This is a genomic window from Haloplanus ruber (genome assembly GCF_024494725.1).
GTDB lineage: Archaea > Halobacteriota > Halobacteria > Halobacteriales > Haloferacaceae > Haloplanus > Haloplanus ruber.
The window spans coordinates 187,164-209,043 of sequence record NZ_JANHDK010000002.1; the positions used below are offsets into that span (position 1 = coordinate 187,164).

The 21,880-nt window shown below is 69.3% G+C and carries 20 protein-coding genes; 4 read left to right on the plus strand and 16 right to left on the minus strand.

The window, feature by feature from the left end:
* Positions 1 to 25 precede the first annotated feature (25 nt).
* On the minus strand, positions 26 to 997 hold the full coding sequence (locus NO878_RS09095) for a replication factor C small subunit (protein WP_256405678.1): 972 nt from the start codon (positions 995 to 997) through the stop codon (positions 26 to 28).
* 78 nt (positions 998 to 1,075) lie between these two features.
* On the opposite strand from NO878_RS09095, the gene samp2 reads away from it, so the two are divergent.
* Positions 1,076 to 1,672 carry a ubiquitin-like small modifier protein SAMP2 gene (gene samp2 / locus NO878_RS09105; protein ID WP_424020076.1) on the plus strand — a complete coding sequence of 199 codons (597 nt, stop codon included), beginning with the start codon at positions 1,076 to 1,078 and terminating at the stop codon, positions 1,670 to 1,672.
* Here samp2 and NO878_RS09110 read toward each other — a convergent pair.
* From NO878_RS09110 to larB, 5 genes are all read right to left on the minus strand, one after another.
* On the minus strand, positions 1,661 to 2,359 hold the full coding sequence (locus NO878_RS09110) for a DUF7546 family protein (RefSeq protein WP_256405679.1): 699 nt from the start codon (positions 2,357 to 2,359) through the stop codon (positions 1,661 to 1,663). The genes samp2 and NO878_RS09110 overlap by 12 nt on opposite strands.
* Before the next feature lie 81 nt (positions 2,360 to 2,440).
* A complete protein-coding gene (locus NO878_RS09115) occupies positions 2,441 to 3,808 on the minus strand; it encodes a phosphoglucomutase/phosphomannomutase family protein (RefSeq protein WP_256405680.1) in 1,368 nt (455 codons plus the stop codon).
* Between the two features lie 174 nt (positions 3,809 to 3,982).
* Complete coding sequence (locus tag NO878_RS09120) at positions 3,983 to 4,234, minus strand: GIY-YIG nuclease family protein (RefSeq protein ID WP_256405681.1); 252 nt, start codon at positions 4,232 to 4,234, stop codon at positions 3,983 to 3,985.
* 135 nt (positions 4,235 to 4,369) lie between these two features.
* Positions 4,370 to 4,519, minus strand: a complete 150-nt coding sequence (locus NO878_RS17295) for a DUF7563 family protein (protein ID WP_424020075.1) — start codon at positions 4,517 to 4,519, stop codon at positions 4,370 to 4,372.
* Positions 4,520 to 4,659: 140 nt separating this feature from the next.
* Positions 4,660 to 5,430 (minus strand): nickel pincer cofactor biosynthesis protein LarB, encoded by a 771-nt coding sequence (gene larB, locus NO878_RS09125; protein ID WP_256405682.1) that lies wholly within the window; start codon positions 5,428 to 5,430, stop codon positions 4,660 to 4,662.
* A 152-nt stretch (positions 5,431 to 5,582) separates the two neighbouring features.
* On the opposite strand from larB, the gene NO878_RS09130 reads away from it, so the two are divergent.
* A complete protein-coding gene (locus NO878_RS09130) occupies positions 5,583 to 5,750 on the plus strand; it encodes a DUF1931 domain-containing protein (RefSeq protein WP_256405683.1) in 168 nt (55 codons plus the stop codon).
* A 49-nt stretch (positions 5,751 to 5,799) separates the two neighbouring features.
* Here NO878_RS09130 and rpiA read toward each other — a convergent pair whose 3' ends face one another.
* The 6 genes from rpiA to NO878_RS09160 form a co-directional block, all read right to left on the minus strand.
* Positions 5,800 to 6,492: a ribose-5-phosphate isomerase RpiA gene (gene rpiA / locus NO878_RS09135; protein ID WP_256405684.1), complete on the minus strand. Its 693-nt coding sequence runs from the start codon at positions 6,490 to 6,492 to the stop codon at positions 5,800 to 5,802.
* A 229-nt stretch (positions 6,493 to 6,721) separates the two neighbouring features.
* Complete coding sequence (gene gdhB, locus NO878_RS09140) at positions 6,722 to 8,002, minus strand: glutamate dehydrogenase GdhB (protein ID WP_256405685.1); 1,281 nt, start codon at positions 8,000 to 8,002, stop codon at positions 6,722 to 6,724.
* Between the two features lie 302 nt (positions 8,003 to 8,304).
* Positions 8,305 to 9,690 (minus strand): PQQ-binding-like beta-propeller repeat protein, encoded by a 1,386-nt coding sequence (locus tag NO878_RS09145; RefSeq protein ID WP_256405686.1) that lies wholly within the window; start codon positions 9,688 to 9,690, stop codon positions 8,305 to 8,307.
* Positions 9,691 to 9,736: 46 nt separating this feature from the next.
* Positions 9,737 to 10,861, minus strand: a complete 1,125-nt coding sequence (locus NO878_RS09150; protein WP_256405687.1) for an ORC1-type DNA replication protein — start codon at positions 10,859 to 10,861, stop codon at positions 9,737 to 9,739.
* Positions 10,862 to 11,086: 225 nt separating this feature from the next.
* Positions 11,087 to 13,096, minus strand: a complete 2,010-nt coding sequence (locus NO878_RS09155; RefSeq protein WP_256405688.1) for a helix-hairpin-helix domain-containing protein — start codon at positions 13,094 to 13,096, stop codon at positions 11,087 to 11,089.
* 82 nt (positions 13,097 to 13,178) lie between these two features.
* Positions 13,179 to 13,571: a hypothetical protein gene (locus NO878_RS09160; RefSeq protein ID WP_256405689.1), complete on the minus strand. Its 393-nt coding sequence runs from the start codon at positions 13,569 to 13,571 to the stop codon at positions 13,179 to 13,181.
* Positions 13,572 to 13,702: 131 nt separating this feature from the next.
* Between NO878_RS09160 and larE the strand changes: the two genes are divergently transcribed.
* Positions 13,703 to 14,575, plus strand: a complete 873-nt coding sequence (larE, locus tag NO878_RS09165; RefSeq protein WP_256405690.1) for an ATP-dependent sacrificial sulfur transferase LarE — start codon at positions 13,703 to 13,705, stop codon at positions 14,573 to 14,575.
* A gap of 44 nt (positions 14,576 to 14,619) precedes the next feature.
* On the opposite strand, the gene NO878_RS09170 is transcribed toward larE, so the two are convergent.
* A complete protein-coding gene (locus NO878_RS09170) occupies positions 14,620 to 15,249 on the minus strand; it encodes a histidine phosphatase family protein (protein ID WP_256405691.1) in 630 nt (209 codons plus the stop codon).
* 91 nt (positions 15,250 to 15,340) lie between these two features.
* On the minus strand, positions 15,341 to 16,810 hold the full coding sequence (gene tatC, locus NO878_RS09175) for a twin-arginine translocase subunit TatC (protein WP_256405692.1): 1,470 nt from the start codon (positions 16,808 to 16,810) through the stop codon (positions 15,341 to 15,343).
* A 122-nt stretch (positions 16,811 to 16,932) separates the two neighbouring features.
* Here tatC (NO878_RS09175) and tatC (NO878_RS09180) point away from each other — a divergent pair, with 122 nt between their 5' ends.
* Positions 16,933 to 19,158, plus strand: a complete 2,226-nt coding sequence (gene tatC, locus NO878_RS09180; RefSeq protein WP_256405693.1) for a twin-arginine translocase subunit TatC — start codon at positions 16,933 to 16,935, stop codon at positions 19,156 to 19,158.
* A gap of 7 nt (positions 19,159 to 19,165) precedes the next feature.
* Here tatC (NO878_RS09180) and NO878_RS17175 read toward each other — a convergent pair whose 3' ends face one another.
* Positions 19,166 to 20,509 carry a glycerate kinase type-2 family protein gene (locus tag NO878_RS17175; RefSeq protein WP_256405694.1) on the minus strand — a complete coding sequence of 448 codons (1,344 nt, stop codon included), beginning with the start codon at positions 20,507 to 20,509 and terminating at the stop codon, positions 19,166 to 19,168.
* On the minus strand, positions 20,506 to 21,777 hold the full coding sequence (gene eno / locus NO878_RS09190; RefSeq protein WP_256405695.1) for a phosphopyruvate hydratase: 1,272 nt from the start codon (positions 21,775 to 21,777) through the stop codon (positions 20,506 to 20,508). The genes NO878_RS17175 and eno overlap by 4 nt, the downstream gene beginning before the upstream one ends.
* Positions 21,778 to 21,880: the final 103 nt, after the last annotated feature.

Consider the following 21,880-nt stretch of genomic DNA (forward strand, 5'->3'; position numbering starts at 1 on the left):
CGGGTGACGTGCGCCACCGGGTGGCTCACTCTTCGAGTGCCAGCGCCGCCAGCATCGCCTCTAACTGCACCCGCTCGTTGGCGCCTTCGGTGATGCGGTAGTCGGCCTCGCCGAGGCGTTCCATCAACTGGACGGTCCGGCGGTCGTCGAGGTCGAAGTCCCACGCCGAGCGGTGGAGTTGGTCGATCACGTCGCCACCGGCCATGCCGGAGTCGACGAGAAGCGTCTCCAGCGTCGAGCGAGCACGGGGGAAGTTGCCCTCGATAGCGGCCTCGACCATCGACTCGATCTCCTCGGGGCGGGCGGTGCCGGTGACGGTGTAGACGGCCTCCTCGTCGACGACGTCGCCGGTCGTCGCCGCCGCCTGGAGCGTGTTGATCGCCCGCCGCATATCGCCCCCAGCGGCGTAGACGATGGCGTCGAGACCGTCCTCGGTCGTGTCGATGTCCTCCGCATCGGCGATCTGTCGGACCTGTGCGCCGATGGCGTCGTCGGACAGCGGCGAGAACCGGAAGACCGCACACCGCGACTGGATCGGGTCGATGATCCGACTGGAGTAGTTACACGAGAGAATGAAGCGGGTGTTGTCCGCGAACTGTTCCATCGTCCGGCGGAGCGCTGACTGGGCGTCGGAGGTGAGCGAGTCCGCCTCGTCGAGGAAGATGATCCGGTAGTCGAAGCCGCCGAACGAGGACCGCGCGAAGTTCTTGATCCGGTCGCGCACCACGTCGATGCCGCGCTGGTCGGAGGCGTTGAGTTCGAGGAAGTTGCCCCGCCAGTCGTCGGCGTACACCTCGCGGGCGATGGCCGTGGCGCAGGTGGTCTTGCCCACGCCGGCCGGTCCCGAAAACAGGAGGTGGGGCAGGTCGTCGCGCTCGATGTAGCTCTGTAGTCGGTCGACGATGTCGCCCTGTCCGTGCACCTCGTCGAGAGTCTGGGGGCGGTACTTCTCGATCCAGATCTCTCGACCCGCCGACGACCCCTCGGCATCGCTCATACCCTATCGAGGGGTCGGTCGGCACATAAACCGAGCGGAACCCGAAGGTTCAGGCCCGTCGGCCGGCTCCACGTATCCATGCCGACGGTTGCAGTCGAGGTGGTCGGCGAGGGGACTCGGACGGTCGACCTCGCCGCCGACGCCACCTACGGCGACCTCCTCGCGGCCCTCGAGTTTAGCCCGCACGAGGCGGCCGTCCTCGTCGACGACGCTCCCGTGCCCGAGGACCGCGCGGTCGACGCCGAGGGCGACGTGCGCGTCCTCCGCCTGGTCAAGGGCGGCGGGACGGCCGGCGTCGACGACCGGGTCCGGGTCCGCCTCGCCGACGCCGACGACCACCTCGACGTCATGCGCGTTCTCGACGGGGCGATGCTGTCGACCGATGCCGGGACGGTCCGAGAGCGGATCGACACGGAGGCGGTCCACGTCGCGACCGTCGAGGGGCGGATCGTGGGCGCCCTCGTCCGCGACGGCGACCGCGTGACCGCGGTGGCGACCCGGCGTCGGTGGCGCGGTCGGGGGGTCGGCACCGCGCTGGTGTCGGCCGCCGCCGCGGAACGGGAGCGCCTCGTCGTCGCGTTCGACCCTGAGGTGCGTCCCTTCTACGAATCGTTGGGGTTCGAGGTCGAACCGGCCGGCGAGGGCGACCGCCTACGCGGACAGTTAGCGCGGTAGCCGGCGAGAGAGCGCGGCCCCGATCCGGTCGGCCCAGTAAAGCAGGGCGACGGTACAGAGAAAGACGAGCGTCGAGAGATCCCACGCGAGGCCGGTCAGCGCCGATCCGAACAGCGTCGTCGCTCCGAGGAGGGGGAGGAGCAGCGAGAAGGTACAGCCGACACAGGAGAATAGCCCCAGTACGCCGGAGAGTACCGCCCGCGTCGCCGAGAGCAGGCGAGCGTAGACGAGGTAGGTCATGGCGACGTAGCCGACGAGTTTGAACGGAATGATCGACAGCCTGACCCGCGGCGTGCCGTAGACGAGGATCGGCCCCAGCCCCGGGATGTTCCAGTGGATCGAGGCGACCGTACCGCCGTTGAGTGGGCTGTCGATGCCGAGTTGGAGGGTGCCGCCGACTACCAAGAGGAGGAGGAGATACGCCCCCGCCAAGGCGGCCGCGACGCCCCACTGACGGCGGTCGACGGTCGGCGTCTCCGTGCGAATCACCGCCCACACCCCCGCGTTGATCCAGAGGAAGGGGTAGACGACGTAGCGGGGTTCGGTGACGACCACGTTGGAGACGGCGAGGTAGGCGGTGACGACCGCGAGTTCGGCTGCGACGGCGAGCAGCCACCACCGGATGGCCGCCGTCTCGGCGGCGAGGAGCCGCCGAATCCGCGAGAGGGGTCCGTAGGCGCCGCTCACGGAGGGATCACGGCGTGGGTACGCCCGGATGGCATAGTCGAGTCTCGGGGGCGGAGGAACATGGAGGTGTCGACATCCGGGCTAGACGAGCGCCGCGACAAGCTCCCGGCCCTCGTCGAGGATGGCATCGACCCGCTCGCGGGTCTCGGCCTCGGCGTAGACGCGCATCTTCGGCTCCGTCCCGCTGGGACGGACCAAGAGCCACGAGCCGTCGGCGAGCAGGAGTTTGAACCCATCGAGCGTGATGACGTCCTCGACGGCCCGGTCGGCGACCGTCTCGGGGATGGCGTCGCCGAGGGCGTCGACGACCGCCGCCTTCCGCGCGTCGGGGCAGTCGACGCTCACCTTGTCGGCGACGATGTCGCCGTGGGTATCGAGCAGGCGATCCACGCGGGCGTCAAGCGGTTCGGCCGCGGCCACGTCTGCCGCGAGCAACGCCATCAGGACACCGTCTTTCTCGGGGACGTGTCCTCGGATCGAGAAGCCACCGGACTCCTCGCCGCCGATCAGGGCGTCGTGGTCGACCATGGCCTCGGCGACCCACTTGAAGCCGACGGGCGTCTCGACGGTCTCCTCGCCGTGGGCGGCGGCGACCCGGTCGATCAGGAACGTCGTCGAGACGGTGCGGACCGCGGGGCCGGAGCGCTCGGCCAGCAGGGCGTCGTAGACCGCAGCGAAAAAGAGATTCTCGTCGAGAAAGCCGCGGTCGGGTGTGACGACCGCGAGGCGGTCGGAATCGCCGTCGTTGGCGATCCCGAGGTCGGCGTCGTGGGCCGCCACGGCGTCGACGAGACCGGACAGATGTTCGGCGCTTGGTTCGGGAGGGACGCCGCCGAAGTCGGGGTCCCGGTCACAGCGCCGGCGGATGACCGTCGCGCCCGCGGATTCGAGGAGGGCGTCGGTCACCCCGCGGCCGCTGCCGTGCATGGCGTCGTAGACGACGGTGAGACCGGCACAGTCGGGGGCGATCAGGTCCTGGGCGTGGGCGGCGTGGGCGGCGACGAGGTCGGCGCGGTCGACCGAGCCTCGGGGACCGTCGGCACGGGGGTCGGCGAGACGGGCCTCGATGGCGTCGGTCACCGCGGGCAAGGCCGGCGCCCCGTCTCCGGGGATAAACTTCACGCCGTTGTACTCGGGCGGGTTGTGAGAGGCGGTGACCATCAGCGCCCCGGCGAGGTCGCGGTCCACGACCGACCACGCAATCACGGGGGTCGGACAGTCCCGCGTCGGGAGGAGGACGTCGATCCCGTTGTCGGCGAGGACCTCGGCAAGCGACTCGGCGAAGCCCTCGGAGGTCGCCCGAGCGTCGTACCCGACGGCAACCGGGGCGTCGAACCCCTCGTCGGCGAGGTAGTCGGCGACCGCCTGGCCGACCATCCGGACCCGTGCGTCGGTGAAGGTATCGAGACGGGCGCGCCACCCGTCGGTGCCGAAGGAGATGGCGTCCATACCCCACCCTCCCACGGCGGTGGCAAAAAGATGGGTGTCGGTCGGGTGGGCGAAGATTCACCGTCGGTACGGAGGACGAAGTCGCGGTATTGGGTCAACTAATAACATACACCAGCAGGCGTGTGAGAACACCGTGGACGGGAGACTCGACGGAGTGTGTGATCGGTGGGGCGGTCAGTCGGCGTCGCCGCCGGCGACGAGTCGCTCTTTCGCCGCCCGCGAGAGCGACTTGATCTCGTATTCGCGGGACATCGCCGCCGAACGCGTGTCGTAGCGTTCGACGTGGCGGAGTTCGACCGGCGTGCGCCCCCGGGTGTACTTCGCCCCCTCGCCCGCGTCGTGTTCGGCGACGCGTCGCTCCACGTCCGTCGTGTAGCCCGTATAGTATGTGCCGTCGGCACACTCGAGGACGTAGACGTAATGCATATCCGACGCACGGATCGGGCGCCCCTATACGGTGACGGTGTGTATCGCCGCCGGGCCGGGCGCGATGGGCGTGGCTGACGACATCGAGTGGACCGGAAGGTGGCTTCGCGTGGTGGTCGAACGCCGCTGCAGTGGTTACGCGTTTGGGGTGCGGCGTCTGGATGCTTCGGCGATGCCGGCGTTGGCCGAGCAGCTCGGGCAGGCCAAGATTTGGCCGTTCGCGTCAGCGAACACCCGTTCGAAGCGCTCCGAGACGTGTGACCCGCAGTGATCGCATCGTGCCATGATTGAGCCGGCTACCACCGGTGCCGGTACCCTGTGTTAGGCACACACACCTAAATGGCTAACGCGCGCGCACGCGGTCATGACCAACCGTCCAGAAGGCGCGGCAAAGGCGCCGTAGTCGACGAATTCGGGCACGTCGATCACGTCTCGCTGTCACCCTCGCGGGCGGCGGCGACGGCCTGCGCGATCAGTCCGGCCTGCGCGCCAGCGGAGAATCCGTCGTCGATATTGACCGTCGAGAGGACGGTACAAGACTGGAGGGTGCTGGCGAGCGCCGATTCGCCCTCACCGCCGTAGCCGTAGCCGGTCGACACCGGAAGACCGATCACCGGCGTGTCGATCAGCCCCGCGACCACCGTCGGGAGCGCGCCTTCGCGACCGGCGGCGACGACGGCCACGTCCGCGTCGCGAAGGGCGTCGAGGTGGTCGACGATCCGGCCGAGATGGGCGACACCCACGTCGTCGACACGTTCGACCGTGGCGCCGACGGCCCGGGCCAGGGTGGCCGCCTCGCCCGCCGCCGCGGCGTCGGAGGTGCCCGCGGTGACGACGGCCACCGTCGCGTCGATGCGCGGCGGGTCGAACCCCGGCGCTTCGACGACCAGCGTCCGGGCGCGTTCGTCGTGGTCGACCGTCGCCTCCGCCGGCAGGTCGTCGGTCACGGCCGCGACGTGGCCGTCGGTTGCGCGGGTGACGATGGCACGCCCAGTCGTCTCTAGGGCGGCGTCGACCATCGCCGCCACCTCGGTGGGGGTCTTGCCGTCCCCGAGGACGGCCTCGGGAATCCCTCGACGGCGCTCGCGTGCCGCGTCGAACCGGCCGGCGTCGGTCGTGGCGTAGCCGGCGAGTCGAGCCTCCGCCTCGGCCGGCGACAACTCGCCGCTTGCCACCGCGTCCAGAAGGTCGCGCATACCCGTCGTCCGGCCGTGAGACACTCGTAGGTGTCGGTTTTTCGCCCCAGTATTTATATATCTGCGGCGAACCGCGCGAGAACGGGCACTGTGGCGGTACGTGCGGCCGATTTGGGAAATCTTATTAATAAGGGTGGGTATGTACTGGTCGTATGGCAGACCTCATCGTCAAAGCCGCCGTCAAGGAAGCGCTCCAGGACAAGAACGTCGCTTCGGACTTCTACGATGCCCTCGACGCGGAGGTCGAGGAACTGCTCGACGACGCCGCCCGGCGTGCCGAGGAGAACGACCGGAAGACCGTCCAGCCGCGCGACCTGTAAGTCGGTCCCCTTCCTTCTCGACTTTTTTCGACCGGATAGCGGCGCGTGATCAGTCCGTCGTGCGGACACGGACGCCGTCGGCGTGGCCCACGTGGACCGCGTCGGCCAGGCCGACGAACAGGCCGTGAGCAACGACCCCGGGAACCGTCGCGAGATCCGTCGCCAGCGATTCCGGCGCCGTGATGGGGCCGAACGCACAGTCCAGGACGAGATTGCCGTTGTCGGTCACCACCGGCCCGTCCTTTCGCTCGGCGGTCCGGAGCGTCGGCGTCCCGCCGTGGTCGCGAACCGCCCGGCGGACCGTCGCCCGGGCGTCGGGCAACACTTCGACCGGAACCGGGCGGTCGAGCGTCGCCGTCTCCTTCGAGGGGTCGGCGACGACGACGAACCGGTCGGCGGCGGCGTCGACGACCTTCTCGCGGGCGTGGGCGGCCCCGCCACCCTTGATGAGCGCCAGGTCGTCGCTCACCTGGTCGGCGCCGTCGATAGCGACGTCGATCCGTTCGACAGCGGCGAGGTCGGTGAGTGGGACCCCCACCTCGCGGGCCAAATCGCGGGCGGCGTAGGAGGTGGCAACCCCGCGGACGTCGAGGCCGGCGTCGACCGCCCGCCCCAGCGCCCGGATGGCGTGGGCGGCCGTGCTTCCGGTGCCGAGGCCGACGACGTCGCCGTCGCTCACTGTGTCAGCAGCGTGTTCGCCCGCGCGACGCTTCGCCGCGTCCGATCCACCCGGCGCCTTCATGCACACGGGTGCGCAGGCGGCGGGCAAAAGCGCCGCGGTCCGACGGGGAAGCGTCGCCGGCGAGTGACCGCCGCGAACGGCCGGTCAGCGGCCTCGATGACGACGAGACCGACGCCGTCCGAGAGCCTCACCGCGGTCACACCCGACACACCGAAGCGCGTCGCTCGTGAATTCGGCCGAAGCACCCGAGGTGGCGTGGTGCCGGGGTCGCGCTACGCGGCCCCGGAGGTCACGGCCAGAGTCCGCGCGTGCTCTTTGCCTCCGCAACCCGAGAGAGCGCGACGATGTACGCCGCCTCTCGCCAGGTCACGTCCCGCGCGGTAAACTCGGCCCGAACGTCCTCCCAGGCGGAGAGCATCTCCGCCTCTAGCTCCTCGTGAACCCGTTCCAAGGACCACTGACGGCGGTTGATGTCTTGTAGCCACTCGAAGTAACTCACAGTCACGCCACCCGCGTTGGCGACGATATCGGGGATGACCGGGACACCACGCTCGGCGAAGATCCGGTCGGCCTCCGTCGTCGTCGGTCCGTTGGCGCCCTCGACGATAATATCGGCCTGCACGGCGTCGGCGTTCGCGTTCGTCAGCACGTTACCGACGGCGGCGGGAATCAACACGTCGACGTCGAGTTCCAGTAGCTCCTCGTTCGTGATCTGTGAGGTGCCTTCGGTGGGCGAGACGGCTTCCGGCCGTTCACCGTGCGATTCGATTGCGTGTGTATCGAGGCCGTCCGCGTCGTAGATCCCACCGCTCACGTCGCTGACCGCGACGACCGTCGCGCCCCATTCGTCGAGGAGTCGAGCCGCCTCGGACCCGACGCTTCCGAACCCCTGGACGGCGACCGTCGCCGTCTCCAGTGGGAGGTCGTAATGGTCGGCCGTCTCGCGCGTGACGAGGGCGACGCTTCGGCCGGGTGCCTCGGACCGCCCGTAGCTGCCGCCGATGACCGGTGGCTTCCCCGTGACGACACCGGGGACGGTCTCACCTTCCTGCATACTGTACGCGTCCATGAACCAGGCCATCGTCTGGGCGTCTGTTCCCATATCGGGCGCGGGGATATCCACCGTCGGGCCGACGAAATCGCGCATCTCCTCCGCGAACCGCCGCGTGAGACGCTCCTGCTCGGCGGCGCTCAGGTCCTTCGGGTCGACGACGATACCGCCTTTCGCACCACCGAAGGGGAGGTCCATCACGGCACACTTCCACGTCATCCACATCGCCAGGCCGATGCACTCGTCTTCGGTCACGTCCGGGTGGTATCTGAGGCCGCCCTTGTACGGGCCGCGAACGTCGTCGTGTTGTGCGCGGTACCCGGTGAAAATCTCGACGGTCCCGTCGTCACGCTCCAACGGGACCGACCCGCGGAGCACCTTCGTCGGATGTTTCAGACGTTCGACGATCCCCGCGTCGACATCGATGTGTGTCGCCGCACGCTCGAGTTGCGCACGAGCGGTCGCCAGCGCCGATTCCGCTTCCTCGTCCGCCGTTGTCACCGTCTTCTGCTCTGACATGGCTGAGATCTGTCCGAAGGTGTTGTCCTCCGGGAACCACCTATTTCACCTAATATTATTTAATGATATTGGAATGAACGATAAATCGTATTTTTGAAATATTTTTTCTCATATCCGTCTCTTGTTCGAATACTATTCAATAATCGGGGGGTGGCGGGTGTATCGGGGAGTGACCGCGGTCGGCCGCGGCGGTGGGAATGGCTACAGTCCAGTCCGCCGACCCGACCGGGCCAGCGGGGAGAGTGGACAGACGACGCTCGTCGGGACGGCACGAACGGCCCGACCGACGCCGTTGGGTCCGGTTAGACGCTGGTGAACGCGAACAGGCGGCCGTCGGTCGTGATGGCATAGAGGAAGCCATTGGCGGCCATCACGTCGACGATGGGATCGTATAGCTCCTGTTGCCAGCGCTGGCGACCGGAGGTGACGTCGACGGCGGCGAGAAGGATGCGTTGACTGGTGGGATCGCTCCGCCCGACCGCATAGAGGATATCGCCGACGAAGATCACGTCGCCACGGACGCCGAAAGGGACCGTCCAGCGCTCGTCGCCGGTCGAGAGGTCGAGACCGTGAAGCGTCCGCCGGGTGCCGTAGGCGACGATACCGTCGTCGACGGCGAGGGTGGCCGGGCGGACCGACGACTCGACGGAGACGGCCCACCGCCGGGTGCCCGTCGCGGCGTCGAAGCCGGCGACGCCGGTGCCGGTCGTGGCGACGACGAGGTCGTCGGCCACCGCGATGCGCCCGACCGGGCCGTTCATCGAGACGTGCCACCGCACGCCCGGCGAGGCGGGGTCGACCGCGTACAGGTGTCCGATCCCGGTCGTCGGATCGCCGTCGGGGTAGCCGGTCCCGACGTAGGCGACGCCGTCACCGACGGTGGCCGCGCGAATCTTCCGGTCGCGGCGCTCGCTGCCGCGGCCCCGGTTCGGCGCAAACGACCAGCAGTGCTCGCCGGTCCGGGCGTCGACGACGCGGTAGGTCTCCTCGCTCGGCATCACCAGACTCGTCCCCGCGGTCGCTAGCCCCTCGACGAACCGCCCGGGAAGGTCGTAGACGTTCCGGAGCGACCCGTCGGTGCGGTCGATAGCCTGAACGCGGACGTCTTCGGGCGATCCAAAGGGGACGTACACCGTGTTCCCGGCCGCGACCGGCGGCCCGACCGGCATGGCGTCGACCCGGCGACGCCACTGGATCTCGCCGTTGCGTCGCGGGTCGTGACACAGCACGGCCGACATCGGCACGCTCGGATCGGAGTCAGGATCGGCCGCCACCAGATAGACGAAGTCGCCGTCGGCGACGGGGAGGGTGACCTGTGCTTCGAGTGCCGACATGGTCCAGCGCTCGTTGAGTGGGAACCCGGTGGGGCCGTTGGCCGCCGGCGCAGCGTTCGTCCCCGCGGGGTCGTGGTGGGCCATCGGCCACGTGCCGTCGGCGACGGACGACGCCGTCAGGGCACAGCTTCCCGGCCCCCGCTCGAACGACCCCGCGAGGTCGGCCGTGTCGCCGTCGGGGGGGTCGGCGGCCGCGAGGCCGGCCGAGGTGGTGGCGCGGGCCGTGGTCGTCGGGGGCGGCGACGTGGCTGTCTCCGTCGCCGTTCCCTCGTCCGCACGGCTACCGCAACCGGCGGTCACCCCGCCGACGACGGCGGCGAGGTAGCCGCGGCGTGTGAACGTGTCACGTGCCATTCTCGTTCGTATGCTGGATTCCGCGGCTAAAGGTGTTCCGCCCGGGTTAGAGGCGGTCGAGGACAGCCTCGGCGTCGTACGAGAGGGTGAGCGACCGTGATCGGCCCCGGCCCTCGACGTCGGCGTAGTCGGCCTCGATGACCCCCAGTTGGTCGAGTTTGTTGACGATTTCCGAGTAGCGGGTGTAGCCGAGATCCGTGGCCTCGTGGAACGCCTCGTAGACTGTCCCGGCCTGTTGGCCGTCGTGTTCGGCGATGGTCTCGACCAACGCCCGCTCGGACTCCGAAAGTTCGCGCAGACAGCGCGAGAGGTGGACGTATTTCGACTTGTCGTAGGCCGCCTCGACGTCCTCGGTGCTGATCGTCTTGCTGGCGCGCATCTCGGCGTTGAGCCCCGCCCGGCGCAACAGGTCGATACCGACCCGCAGGTCGCCGCTCTCGGCGGTGAGTTCGGCCACCCGGTCGAGTTCGCGCGTCCCGATCACGCCGTCGTGGAAGCCGCGGTCAATCCGCTCTCCGAGGATGTCGACGATTTCGTCGGCGTCGTAGACGGGGAAATACACCTCCTCGGGCCGGAAGACGCTCTGGACCCGGCCGTCGAGTTCCTCCATGATGTCGAGTCCCAGATCCGAGGAGACGACGATGACGCCGATGCGGGCGCCCGCGGACCCCTCGTGGGCGCGCAACAGCGAGTAGAGCGTATCCGAGGCCTCGTTCTCGTAGAAGAGGTAGTTCACGTCGTCGAGTGCGACCACCAACACCTCGTCGTCGTCGACGAGGCGGTCGGTGATCTGCCCGAACAGCTTCTTAAACGAGATGCCCGACGAGGGAGGTTCGTAGTCGAAGACGTGTTCGAACACGCGGGAGAAGACGGCATAGCGCGTCGAGTCGAGTTGGCAGTTCACCCGGACGGTCCGCACACCCGGCTGCCCCGACAGTTCGCCAAACAGCTTCAAGACGGCGGTGGTCTTGCCGGTCCCCGGCGGACCGCGGACCATCGTGTTGAGCGGGCGGGAGCCACGCACCGCGGGACGGAGCGCGTATTTCAGGTTCTCCAACTGAGTCTCGCGGTGATCGAATGTCTCGGGCACGTAGTCGATTTCGAAGACGTGTTCGTCCCGGAACACCGACTCGTCCCACGACAGCATCCCCTCGTCGGGGTCCTCTGTCATCACTTTCACCTCGCTCGCGTGACCACTTAACAGTTGCCGCAGGTCGAGCGCGACGGCCGCGCCGAGGGCGCTACGCCTCGGTTTCCGCACCCGGGTCACTGCGGTACGGAATCGAACTGGGGCTGGCTCCGGCGAAGGGCCGTCGGTTCCGCGTCGAGCGCCTCACCGACGCCGGGATGCTCGTACGGTAACGCGTTTTTGCGCAGAAATGGAACGGTGTGTTGCTCAGAATTTCTCCAGCAAGCGCCGGTAGAAGTCGTCCTCGTCGGTCGGAGGATCGTCGTCGGGTGTTCGGTCGCCGGCTTCCGTCGCCAGTTTCTCCACGATAAGTTCGGGCGTCGAGCGCGCGAGGTGGTCGGTCACCGGCGAGCGGTTCACCCGCAGTTCGCCGTCGACGAGCCCCACCGCCTCGATGCCGTCGACGGCCACGTCGATGCCCGCGGCGTCCCGAATCTCGCCGGCGAGGTGAGAGACGAAGACGGCCGTCACGTCGCCTCCAGCGAGCGATTCGAGGATGCCGGCGATGATCTTCGCGCTCGCGCCCGGTTCCGTGATACTCTCCAACTCGTCGACGAGCACCAGCCGCGAGTCGGTACCCGTCACGAGGTCGGCGAAGTCCCGGAGCGTCGCCTCGAAGGCACCAGCGTCGAGGGTGCCCTGACTCTTGGCGTAGTAGTGAAGTTCGGAGACGCGTTCGACCCGGGCGGCCACAGCGGGAACCGGGAGGCCCATGTGTGCCAGGACCGTGACGAGCGCCAGCAAGTCGAGCGTCGAGGTTTTGCCGCCGCTGTTGACCCCCGAGAGGAGCGTCACCCCGGAGACGGTGTAGTCGACGGGGTCGACCTCGTCGAAGGAGACATCGAGCAAGGGCGACCGGCCGCCCTCGACGGCGACGCCGCGCACGTCGTCGCCAACCTCCGGCAGAGTGCAGTCGAAGTCGTCGGCAAAGCGGGCGAGAGCGAGTTCCACGTCCCGCTCGAGCGCGGCCCGGACCAGTCGCTCCGCGGGGTCGCGAAGCGCCCGCAGGTCGTCGGCCAACTCCGTCTTGAGGCGGGCGGCCCGACGGTCGCGGGCGGCCGTGAGTTCGGTACGGAGCCGCGAGACCGCCTCCTCCTCTCGCTTCAGTGGAAAGGTCGGGTCGCCGCCGAAGACCCGCTCGGCTAAGTCCGCCTCGTCGCTCAGGTCGAGGCTGTCGATCAGGTGATCGCGGGCCTTCGCGACCGCGCGGTCGAACTCGTCGGCGAGTTCCCGTGAGAGGAGGGTGTCGACGCGGGCGCCCTGCTCGACCAAGGAGAGGAAGTCGGTGCCTTCGATGGTCACGTCGCGCTCGCGGATGGCGGTGCGGAGGTGGTCGTTGGCGACGGACTCGGCCGTGCCGACCGCGGCGTCGAGGTCGTCGACGGCGGTCGTGAGCCGGTCGAGTTCGTCGTCGCCGACGGGCGTGCCGTCGTCGTCGAGTCGCGAGAGCGCGTCGCGAAGCCCGTCGAGGTCACAGGGTGGGGCCATTCCCGCGGCGTCGTGGACCCGCGCCGCCGCGAGCAGGGTGTCGCGGTTCGCCGCGAAGAAGGCGAGGAGGCGCTCGGGGACCACCTCGGCAGGGTGTTCGAGGGCGTCCGGGCGGACCCGGACATCGCCGGTCACGTCGACACCGGCGAACGACTCGTCGAGAGCGATCACCGTCGCGTACGAGCGAGCGAGTTCCGCGAGGTCGCGGGCATCGTCGACCACCTCGACCGAGAGTTCGGGGACGGCGTCCTCCGCCTCGGCGTACCGCTCGGCGTCGGCGGTGGCGAGACAGCGGTCGCGAACCCGCGTCGGCGGCGGATCGACAAGCGGCGTCACGTCGGCGAGCGCCTCGAGGGTCGCAGGGTCGACCTCACGGTTGGTCGCCTGCTCGACCAGGTCGCGAACCTCCGCGATCCGAGAGGCGGCCCCCGTCGGGACGAACGTCTCCATCCGGCGGGCGGCGTAGTCGGTGACCGTCCGCGCCTTCAGGAGCGCGAGGATATCCTCGTAGATGTCGCGGGCGCGGTCGGTCGCGAGGAACTCGCCGTCGGCGTCGTGTTCGTGGCGGACGGCTGCGCGGGCGATGGCGGCGGCCCGACCCGGAGAGATCCCCGGCGCCTCGGCGAGTGCGGCCACGTCCCCCTCCCGGAGCGCCCGTTCGGGGTCGGCGAGGTCGGCGAGCGCAGCCGCCGTCTTCTCGCCGACACCCGGGATGGCCGTAAGCTCCATGCGGGAACGAGTATCCCCGCGTCCGGCAAAACGTTGCGGGTCCGATGGACGGGGTCCGGGCGCGGCCGACGGGGGGATGGAGTCACCGGCGACCGCGGGAGACGAGGGCGCCAGCGCCGGCGACGACCAACAGGACGGCAGCGATGACGAGGGTCCCGTTTCCGAAGGCGGTGCCGGCCGCGATGCCGGCCCACGCCAGGCCGAAGACGCCGTGTGCGAGACCGAACAGGCGTCGGTCCCGCCGGAGGAAAACGACGGCACCGAGACAGAACCCACCGGCGAGCACCACCGTCGAGAGCGCGACAGGGCGGACGCGTGCCTGGCCGATCCGGACTGGGCCGACGAGCGGTTCCAGCAGGAAGAGCAGGCCACCCACACCGACGAGGAGGCCGACGGCCATGGGGCCAGCCTCGACGTCGACGGCATCGACGAGGCCGAGACCCGACTCGCCGCTCGGATCGTCGGGGGCAGTCACCGGGGATCGGCCTCCCGTGGCGGTCGAATCCCGCAGACGCAGGTCATACCCGCCGTTCGGCGCCACACGATTGAGCCTTTGGCCGAGGGACGGACGACGCGCTTTTGCCCGTCGGCGCGGAATGGCGGACGATGACCACACTCGACGCGAAACTCGACGCCGCCCGCGCCGACCTCGCCGCGCGCGACGGGGTCGTCGTCGCGTTCTCCGGCGGCGTCGATTCGGCGGTCGTCGCCACCCTCGCCCACGAGGCCCTCGGGGACGCCGCCCTGGCCTGTACGGCCAGAAGCGAGACGCTCCCCGCGTCCGAACTCGACGATGCCGTCCGGGTGGCCGAGGAAATCGGAATCCCCCACGAGACGGTGACGTTCTCGGAACTCGACGACCCCGACTTCGTCGCCAACGGCGAGGATCGGTGTTACCACTGCCGGACCATGCGCTTAGGAAAGATGTACGACGTGGCTCGCGAGCGTGGGATCGGCACCGTCTGTGACGGGACGAACGCCTCGGACCCGGGGGAGGGACACCGACCCGGACTTCGCGCCGTCGAGGAACTCGACGTGTTCTCGCCGCTGCTCGCCCACGACCTCACCAAAGCGGAGGTCAGGGAGGCCGCCGAGCGCTACGACCTCTCGGTCGCCGACAAGCCCTCGATGGCGTGTCTCTCCTCACGGATCCCGACGGGACTGGAGGTGACCGAGGAACGGCTCACGCGCGTCGAGAAGGCCGAACGGGTGTTGCGGACCTGGGGCTTCTCGCAGTTTCGAGTGCGCGACCACGACGGCCTCGCGCGCATCGAGGTGGCACCCGCGGAACTCGACGCCGCCCTCGACGAGGAGTTCGTCCGCGCGGCGCGCGAACACCTCAGCGACGTGGGCTTCGATCACGTCACGCTCGACCTGCACGGATACCGGACGGGGAGCGTCAGCCCGGACGACGACACCGAAGAGGAACCGGTCGTCGCCGACGTGTTCGCCCAGGAGTACCCCACCGGCGAGGACTAAGCGGCGACGGGCGCGCCGGTTTCGGGGCGTCGAACGAGACTCACCTACGCCGAGACGCCGTCGAGGAAGTCGGTTCGGTTCTCAGTGATCAGCCGTGCCCGACCGTCGGTCACGCGGAGTTCGTTCAGCCCGCAGTTGGCGTGTTCCCCGTCGACGACCGCCGAGACGACGTCGCGGCCCTCGACGGCGCCGAGAAGTAAGGAGAGCGGACCGCGGTGAGAGACGACAGCCACCGTCTCCGCGGGGCCGCTCTCGGCGAGGAGTCGCTCCCAACCGGCCAAGACGCGTTCCCGCACGTCCCGGAGGCTCTCGCCGCTCTCCGGGCGGGCGTCCACCGCGTCGTGGCCGGCACGGCGGAGCGAGAGGCGCTCGTGGTCCTCGAACATCGTCTCGTGGGGCAGGCCCTGGTAGCACCCGAAGTCGCGTTCGCGCCACGTCGACTCGAAGGTCGGCTCACGGTCCACGCACTCTGCGAGGTGGGTAGCGGTCCGCTTGGCCCGTCGAAGATCCGAGGCGAGGACGCGGTCCACGTCGTAGTCGGCGGCGACGGCGTCGGCGAGCGCTCGCGACTGTGCGTGCCCGCGGTCGGTCAGCGGCGTCGGTGCCCAGCCCTGGAGACGGCCCTCGCGGTTCCACGTCGTCTCGCCGTGTCTGGTGAGCAAAACGGTAGTCATGGCAACTGTTACGGCCGTCTCCGACAAGAGCGTTCCTGGGGACGATACCGGACGACACCCCGGCACTCGGTTCGTCAATCGATCACACGGATCAGTTTCCGGTCCACCGGAGCAAGGCGAGGGTCCCCTCGAACAGCGTGATCATCGTCGCCGCGACGATGATCGGTGCCATCCCCGTCGGGTCGGGGCTGACGAGGAAGGAGATTCCGAGGAACCCACCCCAGAACAGCAGGCGCCGGCCTTCGAGCCATTGCCGGGTGGTGAGATTCATCATGATCGCGAGCATGATGAACAGCGGAATCTGGAAGACGAGGGCCATATAGCCCATGAGCACGAGAATGAGGCCGAACGTCTCCTTGAGTCCGAAGGCGATGAGTTCGACCGACTGCTCGGTGTAGACGGTGAAGTACGCGAAGATGGCGGGGAGGACGACGAAGTGGGCGAAGCCGACACCGATCAGCGCCAACACGAGGCTAGTCGGGACGGCAGCGAGGTAGTAGCGGCGTTCGCGCGGGAACAGGCCGGGGCGCATGAACAGGTACGTCTCGTAGACGGCGACTGGCAGACCGACGACGAAGCCGGCCAGCGCGGCAACCTTCAGTTCGGTGAGCAGGAGTTCGAGCGGGCCGTACAGGCGCGGCCGCAGGTCGGGGTTCGTCGCCGCCCCCGGGATGTGAGCGTTCCAGAGGTAGTTGATGACGTTGTCGGCGATGGGAAAGACCCCGAGGGCGACGACGCCACCGACGACGAGGACGACCGCCAGCCGGCGCACCATCTCCTCGATGTGGGCGGCGAGGGGCATCTCCTCGTCCGAGGCCGGCCCCTCGCCGACGAGGCCGTCGTCGACGTCGCTCGACGGATCGGGAGCCGACGGTGGCTGTGGCTCCACGGTCGTCTCGCCGCTGACGACGGAGCCGCCGGTCGTCGCGGGCGTCGTATCGGAGCTTTCGGCGGCTGGATCTGCGCTGTCGGCGGTCGCCACCGGATCGGGCGGCGGCGTCGCTCCGGTGTCGGCCTCGTCCGTGTCGTCCTCGCGGGTCCAGCCCTGCGGGGCCGTGCTGTCGCGCAGGTCGCGGCCGGTCGGAGCCGCCCCGTCGGGCGCCCCGTCGTCGGCATCCCGGTCCGCCGACTCGGCGTCCGTCTCCACCTCGGCGTCGGCGGTCACCTCCGGGGCGAGTTCGAGTTCCGGATCCTCGTCGAGGGCCTCGTCCGGAGCGGGGGCGCCGACGGCGTCAGAGACGCTCCGGCGCTCGTCGATGTCGAAGGGGTCGTCGGTCCCCGTCGCCCCCTCGGGGGCCGTCTCGTCGGCGGTGAGCGAAGACTCGTCGTCGAGGTAGTCCTCGATGGAGCCGCCGGCATCGGGGGCGTCCGACGGCGAGTAGACGGTGTCGGTGTCGGAATCGAGCGCCGGATCGTCGGCGTCGGGAACGGATCCGGCCCCGGCGTCGTCGGACGCCGTGGTCCCGCGGCTATCGGCGGGATCCACATCGGCGTCTTCCGAGTCCGGATCGCCGTCCGCCGCCGCCTCGGACGGCGTGTCCGGCTCCGAGTCCTCAGCCATTCACCCGAAGTATCCCCCCGGCTGTTATAGGCCTTTTTCCATCGGATCGGCGGACGAGACGCCCCGCCCCGGGCAGGACCGGAGAGAAAAGATTGATGACGACGAGACGGGTTCGATGTAGCATGTCGAGTGCGCTTGACGAGGACACCCGTCAGACGTTGGACGCCGGGCGGGAGACGGCCGGTGCGATGCTCCGCTCCGCCCAGAAGGACCTCCAGAAGGTGTTCATCGTCTTCCTCGTCGGGTTCATCGGCTCGTTCTATGCCCTCCGGCTCTACATCTGGGAGTTCCTGCGCAACGTCACCGAAGCCCGGATGTCCGCGGTGACCGCCGAGGAACTCCAGATCATCGCGCAGACGCCGTTCGACGTGATCCTCCTGCAGGCGAAGATCGGTCTCGTCACCGGAATCATCATGGCGATTCCCGTCTTCATTTACTTCTCGCGCGACGCCCTCGAAGAGCGCGGTTGGTGGCCGTCGTCGCCGGTGGCACGGTGGAAGATTGCTGCCGGGGGGCTGCTCTCGGTGACGCTGTTCATCGCGGGTCTCGTCTACGGCTACGTCGTCTTCTTCCCCGTGATGTTCTCATTTCTCGCGAACAACGCCATCTCCGCGGGGTTCCGGCCGACCTACTCTATCGTCCTCTGGGCGCAGTTCATCTTCCTGCTGACGCTCTCTTTCGGCATAGCGGCACAGTTGCCGCTGGCGATGAGCGCCCTTTCCTACACCGAAATCGTCCCCTACGAGACGTTCCGCGACCGCTGGCGGTACGCCGCCGTCGCCATGGTCGCCGCCGGCGCGCTGTTCACGCCGCCGGACCCGTTCACGCAACTCATGTGGGCGGCGCCGATGCTCGTCCTCTACGGGTTCAGCCTCTATCTCTCGAAGCTCGTGGTGACGGCCAAGCGCGGCAGCGAGCGCCTCGACGTGTGGACGGCCGCCGGACGCCACTGGAACGTCATCGCCGGGATCGGCGTCGTCGGCGCCCTCCTGGTGTACGGCTTCTACGCCTACGGCGGCCTCGCGCTCGCCAACGACCTGCTAGCGCGGCTGGGGAGCAGTCGTCGCTTCCTAGAACCCGGATCGACGCTTCCGGTGGCCCGGACAGTCGCCCTCGCGGTGTGGGCGTCGATTGGGGCGCTCCTGGCCGGCGCCGTCGGGTTCATGTACTACGTGTACGCCGAACTCGACGCCGCGGTCGATCCCGTCACGGTCGGCGAGCCGACGGAGATCGACCTCGGAGAACTCGACGCCGACGGGATCAGGGCGGCGCCGCCCGAGGCGTTCGCCGACCTGAGCGAGGAGGAGGCGTTGACGATGGCCAACGAGGCGATGGACGACGACCGGAAGGAGAAGGCCGGAGCGATCCTCGACCGGTTCGACGAGGCCGAAGAGCGGCGGGCAGCCGAGAGCGACGGTGACGGCGACAGCAGCAGCGGGAGCGACGCCCCACAGTCCACGACCGAGGAACTGGGCGACCGGGCGAGTCGCGCCGGCGGGACCTTCCTCGACGAGTTCACCGGCGGTGAGGCCGACGAGGACGATGTCGGCGGCTACTACACCGACGTCGCGTTCATCCTCGACTCGCTCACTTCGCGGGCCTTCCGGATCGCCGCCGTCTTCGGAATCGTCCTCGCGTCGACGTTCGGGTGGCTCTACACCGGCGGGATCGGCCGCGTCTTCGAGCAGTTCCTCTCGCAGTTGCCCGACCAGGTGACCGCCGCCGACCGGATCGAGGTGGTGGCCCTCCACCCCATGGAGGCGCTAATCTTCGAGGTGAAGTTCTCGACGCTGATTGCCGTCCTCGTCACCGCTCCGATAGTGGCGTACTACGCGTGGCCGGCGCTCCGGGAACGCGGGTTCGTCCGCGGCAACCGGAACGTCATATTCGGGTGGGTCGCAGCCCTCGTCGTCGGCCTGTTGGGCGGGTTCGCCCTCGGATACACCACCGTCGCTCCGACGGTCATCTCCTATCTCGTCGCCGAGGGCGTCCGGGCCGAGATGGTCATCGCCTACCGCATCACCAACTTCTTCTGGCTCATCTTTTTCACCACCGCAGGCATCGGCCTCCTGACCGACGTGCCCGTTCTCATGCTCCTGCTCAACACCGCGGGTGTCTCCTACCGGTCCATGCGCGGCCGCTGGCGCGAGGTGACCGTCGGGGTGCTGGCGTTCGCCGCCGTCGCCACCCCTGCGGACGTCATGACGATGTTCCTCGTCACCATCCCGCTGATGGTCGCCTACGGCGTCGGTATCGCCGTGTTGTTCGTGGTGACACTCGGCGGTCGCCGCGACCTCTCCGGACGCGACTCGGCCGACAGCGAGGCGAGCGCCGACGCCGAGGTGTGACCGCGCCTCACGCCTCGACGAGCGTCAGGCGGAGGTCCATCACGTTCGTCCCCGTAGGGCCTGTCACCACCGCGTCGTCGACGGCTCGGAGCGCCGGCGTCGCGTCGTGTCGGTCGAGGTGGGCGGCGGGGTCGAACCCCGCCGCGTCGAGGCGGGACACCGTCGTGTGATCGACGATCCCACCGGCGACGGCGGTCGGGCCGTCGGTGCCGTCGGTGCCGAGCGCGAGCGTCGTCACCCGCGGCTCGTCAGCGAGGGCGACCGCCGACCGGAGGGCGAACTCCTGGTTCGGGCCGCCCGCACCGGCGTTTCCACCGACCCGGACGGTCGTCTCGCCGCCCGAGATCAACACACACGGTGGGGCGGCCGGCCGCCCGTGGGTCGCCGCCTCGCGGGCGAGCGCCGCCAGACAGGTTGCCACCTCGCGGCTCTCACCTTCGACCGTCGAGGAGAGGATCAGCGGCTCGTAGCCGCGGCCGGCGGCCCGATCCCGGGCGGCCTCGACGAGGTCGGTTGGTCCGGCGAGGACGAGGACGTCGCCGTCGGTTGTCCCGGGCGTCTCGGAGACCGCGCCCTCCCGGCCGCGACGGAGGTGTTGGGAGACGGCCGGCGGAACGGCGTCGGTCAGGTCGTGACGGTCGAGGACGGCGAGCGCGTCGGCGAACGTCGACGCGTCGCCGACGGTCGGCCCCCAGGGGTCGCCGGCGGGTTCGTCGACGACGACGAGCGTCGCGAGCGTCGCCGGCGCGACCCGCTGGGCGAGTCGGCCACCCTTGAGCGTCGAGCAGTGTTTCCTGACGGCGTTGATCTCGTCGATCCGGAGGCCCGCTCGCAGGAGCCGATCGGTCGTGTCCGCGAGGTCGGAAAGCGAGAGGTCGGCGGCGGGGGCGGCGAGCGTCGCCGAGGCGCCGCCGGTGACGGCGGCAAGCACCAGATCGTCCGGCCCCGCCGCGTCGGCGAGTGCGGTGATCCGCCGGCCGGCCCGCAGGCTCTCGGCGTCGGGGACCGGATGCCCGGCGCCGACGACGGTGAGGTCGTCGAGGGTGCGCTCGCCACCTGCCTTCTCGGCGACGACGCCATCGGTGAGGCGGTCCCCGAGCCGAGCGCGCAGTGCCGCGGCGACGGCGGCCGACCCTTTGCCCGCCGCCAGGAGATAGACCTCGTCGACGGCCCCGAGGTCGACGGTTCGCTCGCCGATCCGAAGGCAGTCGCCGTCGCGGGTCACGGCCGTGGGGACGGTCTGACGGGGGTGGACGGCGTCGACGGCCGCAGACGCGATATCGAGGAGGGCCCGTCTGGCCGCGACGTTGCCGTGGTCGACGAGCGCCGACCGGTTGCGGACGGTCGTCACGGGACGAGCGTCCCCTCGACGGGCGGGCCGAACGTCGCGGCGTCACCCAGTTCGGTCTCGATTGCGAGGAGGCGGTTGTACTGTTCGGTGCGCTCGCCGCGGGTCACGCCGGTCTTGATCTGCCCGGCGCCGAGGCCGACCGCGAGGTCAGCGAGCCACGTATCGGGGGTCTGTCCGGAGCGCTCCGACACCTGCACCGCGTAGCCGTTCCGGGTCGCGAGCCGCGACGCCTCGCGTGCCGCCGTGACGGTGCCGACCTGATTTACCTTCCAGAGGAGGGCGGTCGCGGCACCGCGGTCGATCCCCCGTCGCAGTCGGTCGGGGGTGGTGACAAAGAGGTCGTCGCCGACGACCTGCACGTCGAGGCGGTCGGTCAGGTCGACGTAGCCGTCGAAGTCGTGCTGGTCCAGCGGGTCCTCCAGCGAGACGATGGGGTAGGTATCGACGAGTTCCTCATAAAATGCGAGAAGCTCCGCCCGGGAGAGACGGTCGTCGAGGAGGGCGTAGGTCTCCGTCTCGGGGTCGTAGAAGTGAGAGGCGGCGACGTCCGCCGCGAGGGCGAACTCGCCGTCGTAGCCACACGCCTCGATGGCCCGGAGTTCGAGGTCGAAGGCCGTCCGCGGATCGGCGACGCCGGTCGGGTTGTACCCCCCTTCGGCGCCGACGTTGAGCGACGCCTCGCCGTACTCCGCGCGGACGATGTCGCCGAGTTCGTAGTACACCTCGGCGGCCATCCGGACCGCCTCGGCGACGGAGTCGGCGCCGACGGGGACGACCTGGTGTTCTTGGAAGGGAAGGTCGCCGCCCGCGAGTTCGCCGCCCTCGATCATGTCGAAAAAGGGGAGCGGGAGGACGTGCGTGTCGGCGCCGCCGACGTAGCGATAGAGGGGTTGGTCGGTCGCCACCGCGCCGGCCCGGAGGACGGCCAGCGAAACACCCGTGGTGGCGTTACCGCCGAGCGGGTCGTCGGGGTCGTCGAGCGCATCGAGGCGGGCGTCGACGGTTCGCTGGGCGGTGGCGTCGTGGCCGACGAGCGCGGGCGCGATGCGTTCCTCGACGTGTGCGGCCGCCTGCCGGACCCCGCGACCCCGATACCGGTCGCCACCGTCCCGCAGGTCGACGGCCTCGTGGTCGCCACGAGAGCGACCCCGGGGAACGTCGGCTTGGCCGGTGCCAGCGGCCGTCTCGACGGTGACCCGCAACGTCGGCTCCAGGCGATTGTCGAGAATTTCGCGTGCGGTGATGGCTTCGATGGACGCGTCGGTCATGTCGTGGCTACGTTACGTCGGGCGGCAGGCAAATAGATGGGGAGTGGGGACTGTATCACGCGGTAAAGCCGTCGCGTTTAACTCCTCCATCGGGGAATATGCC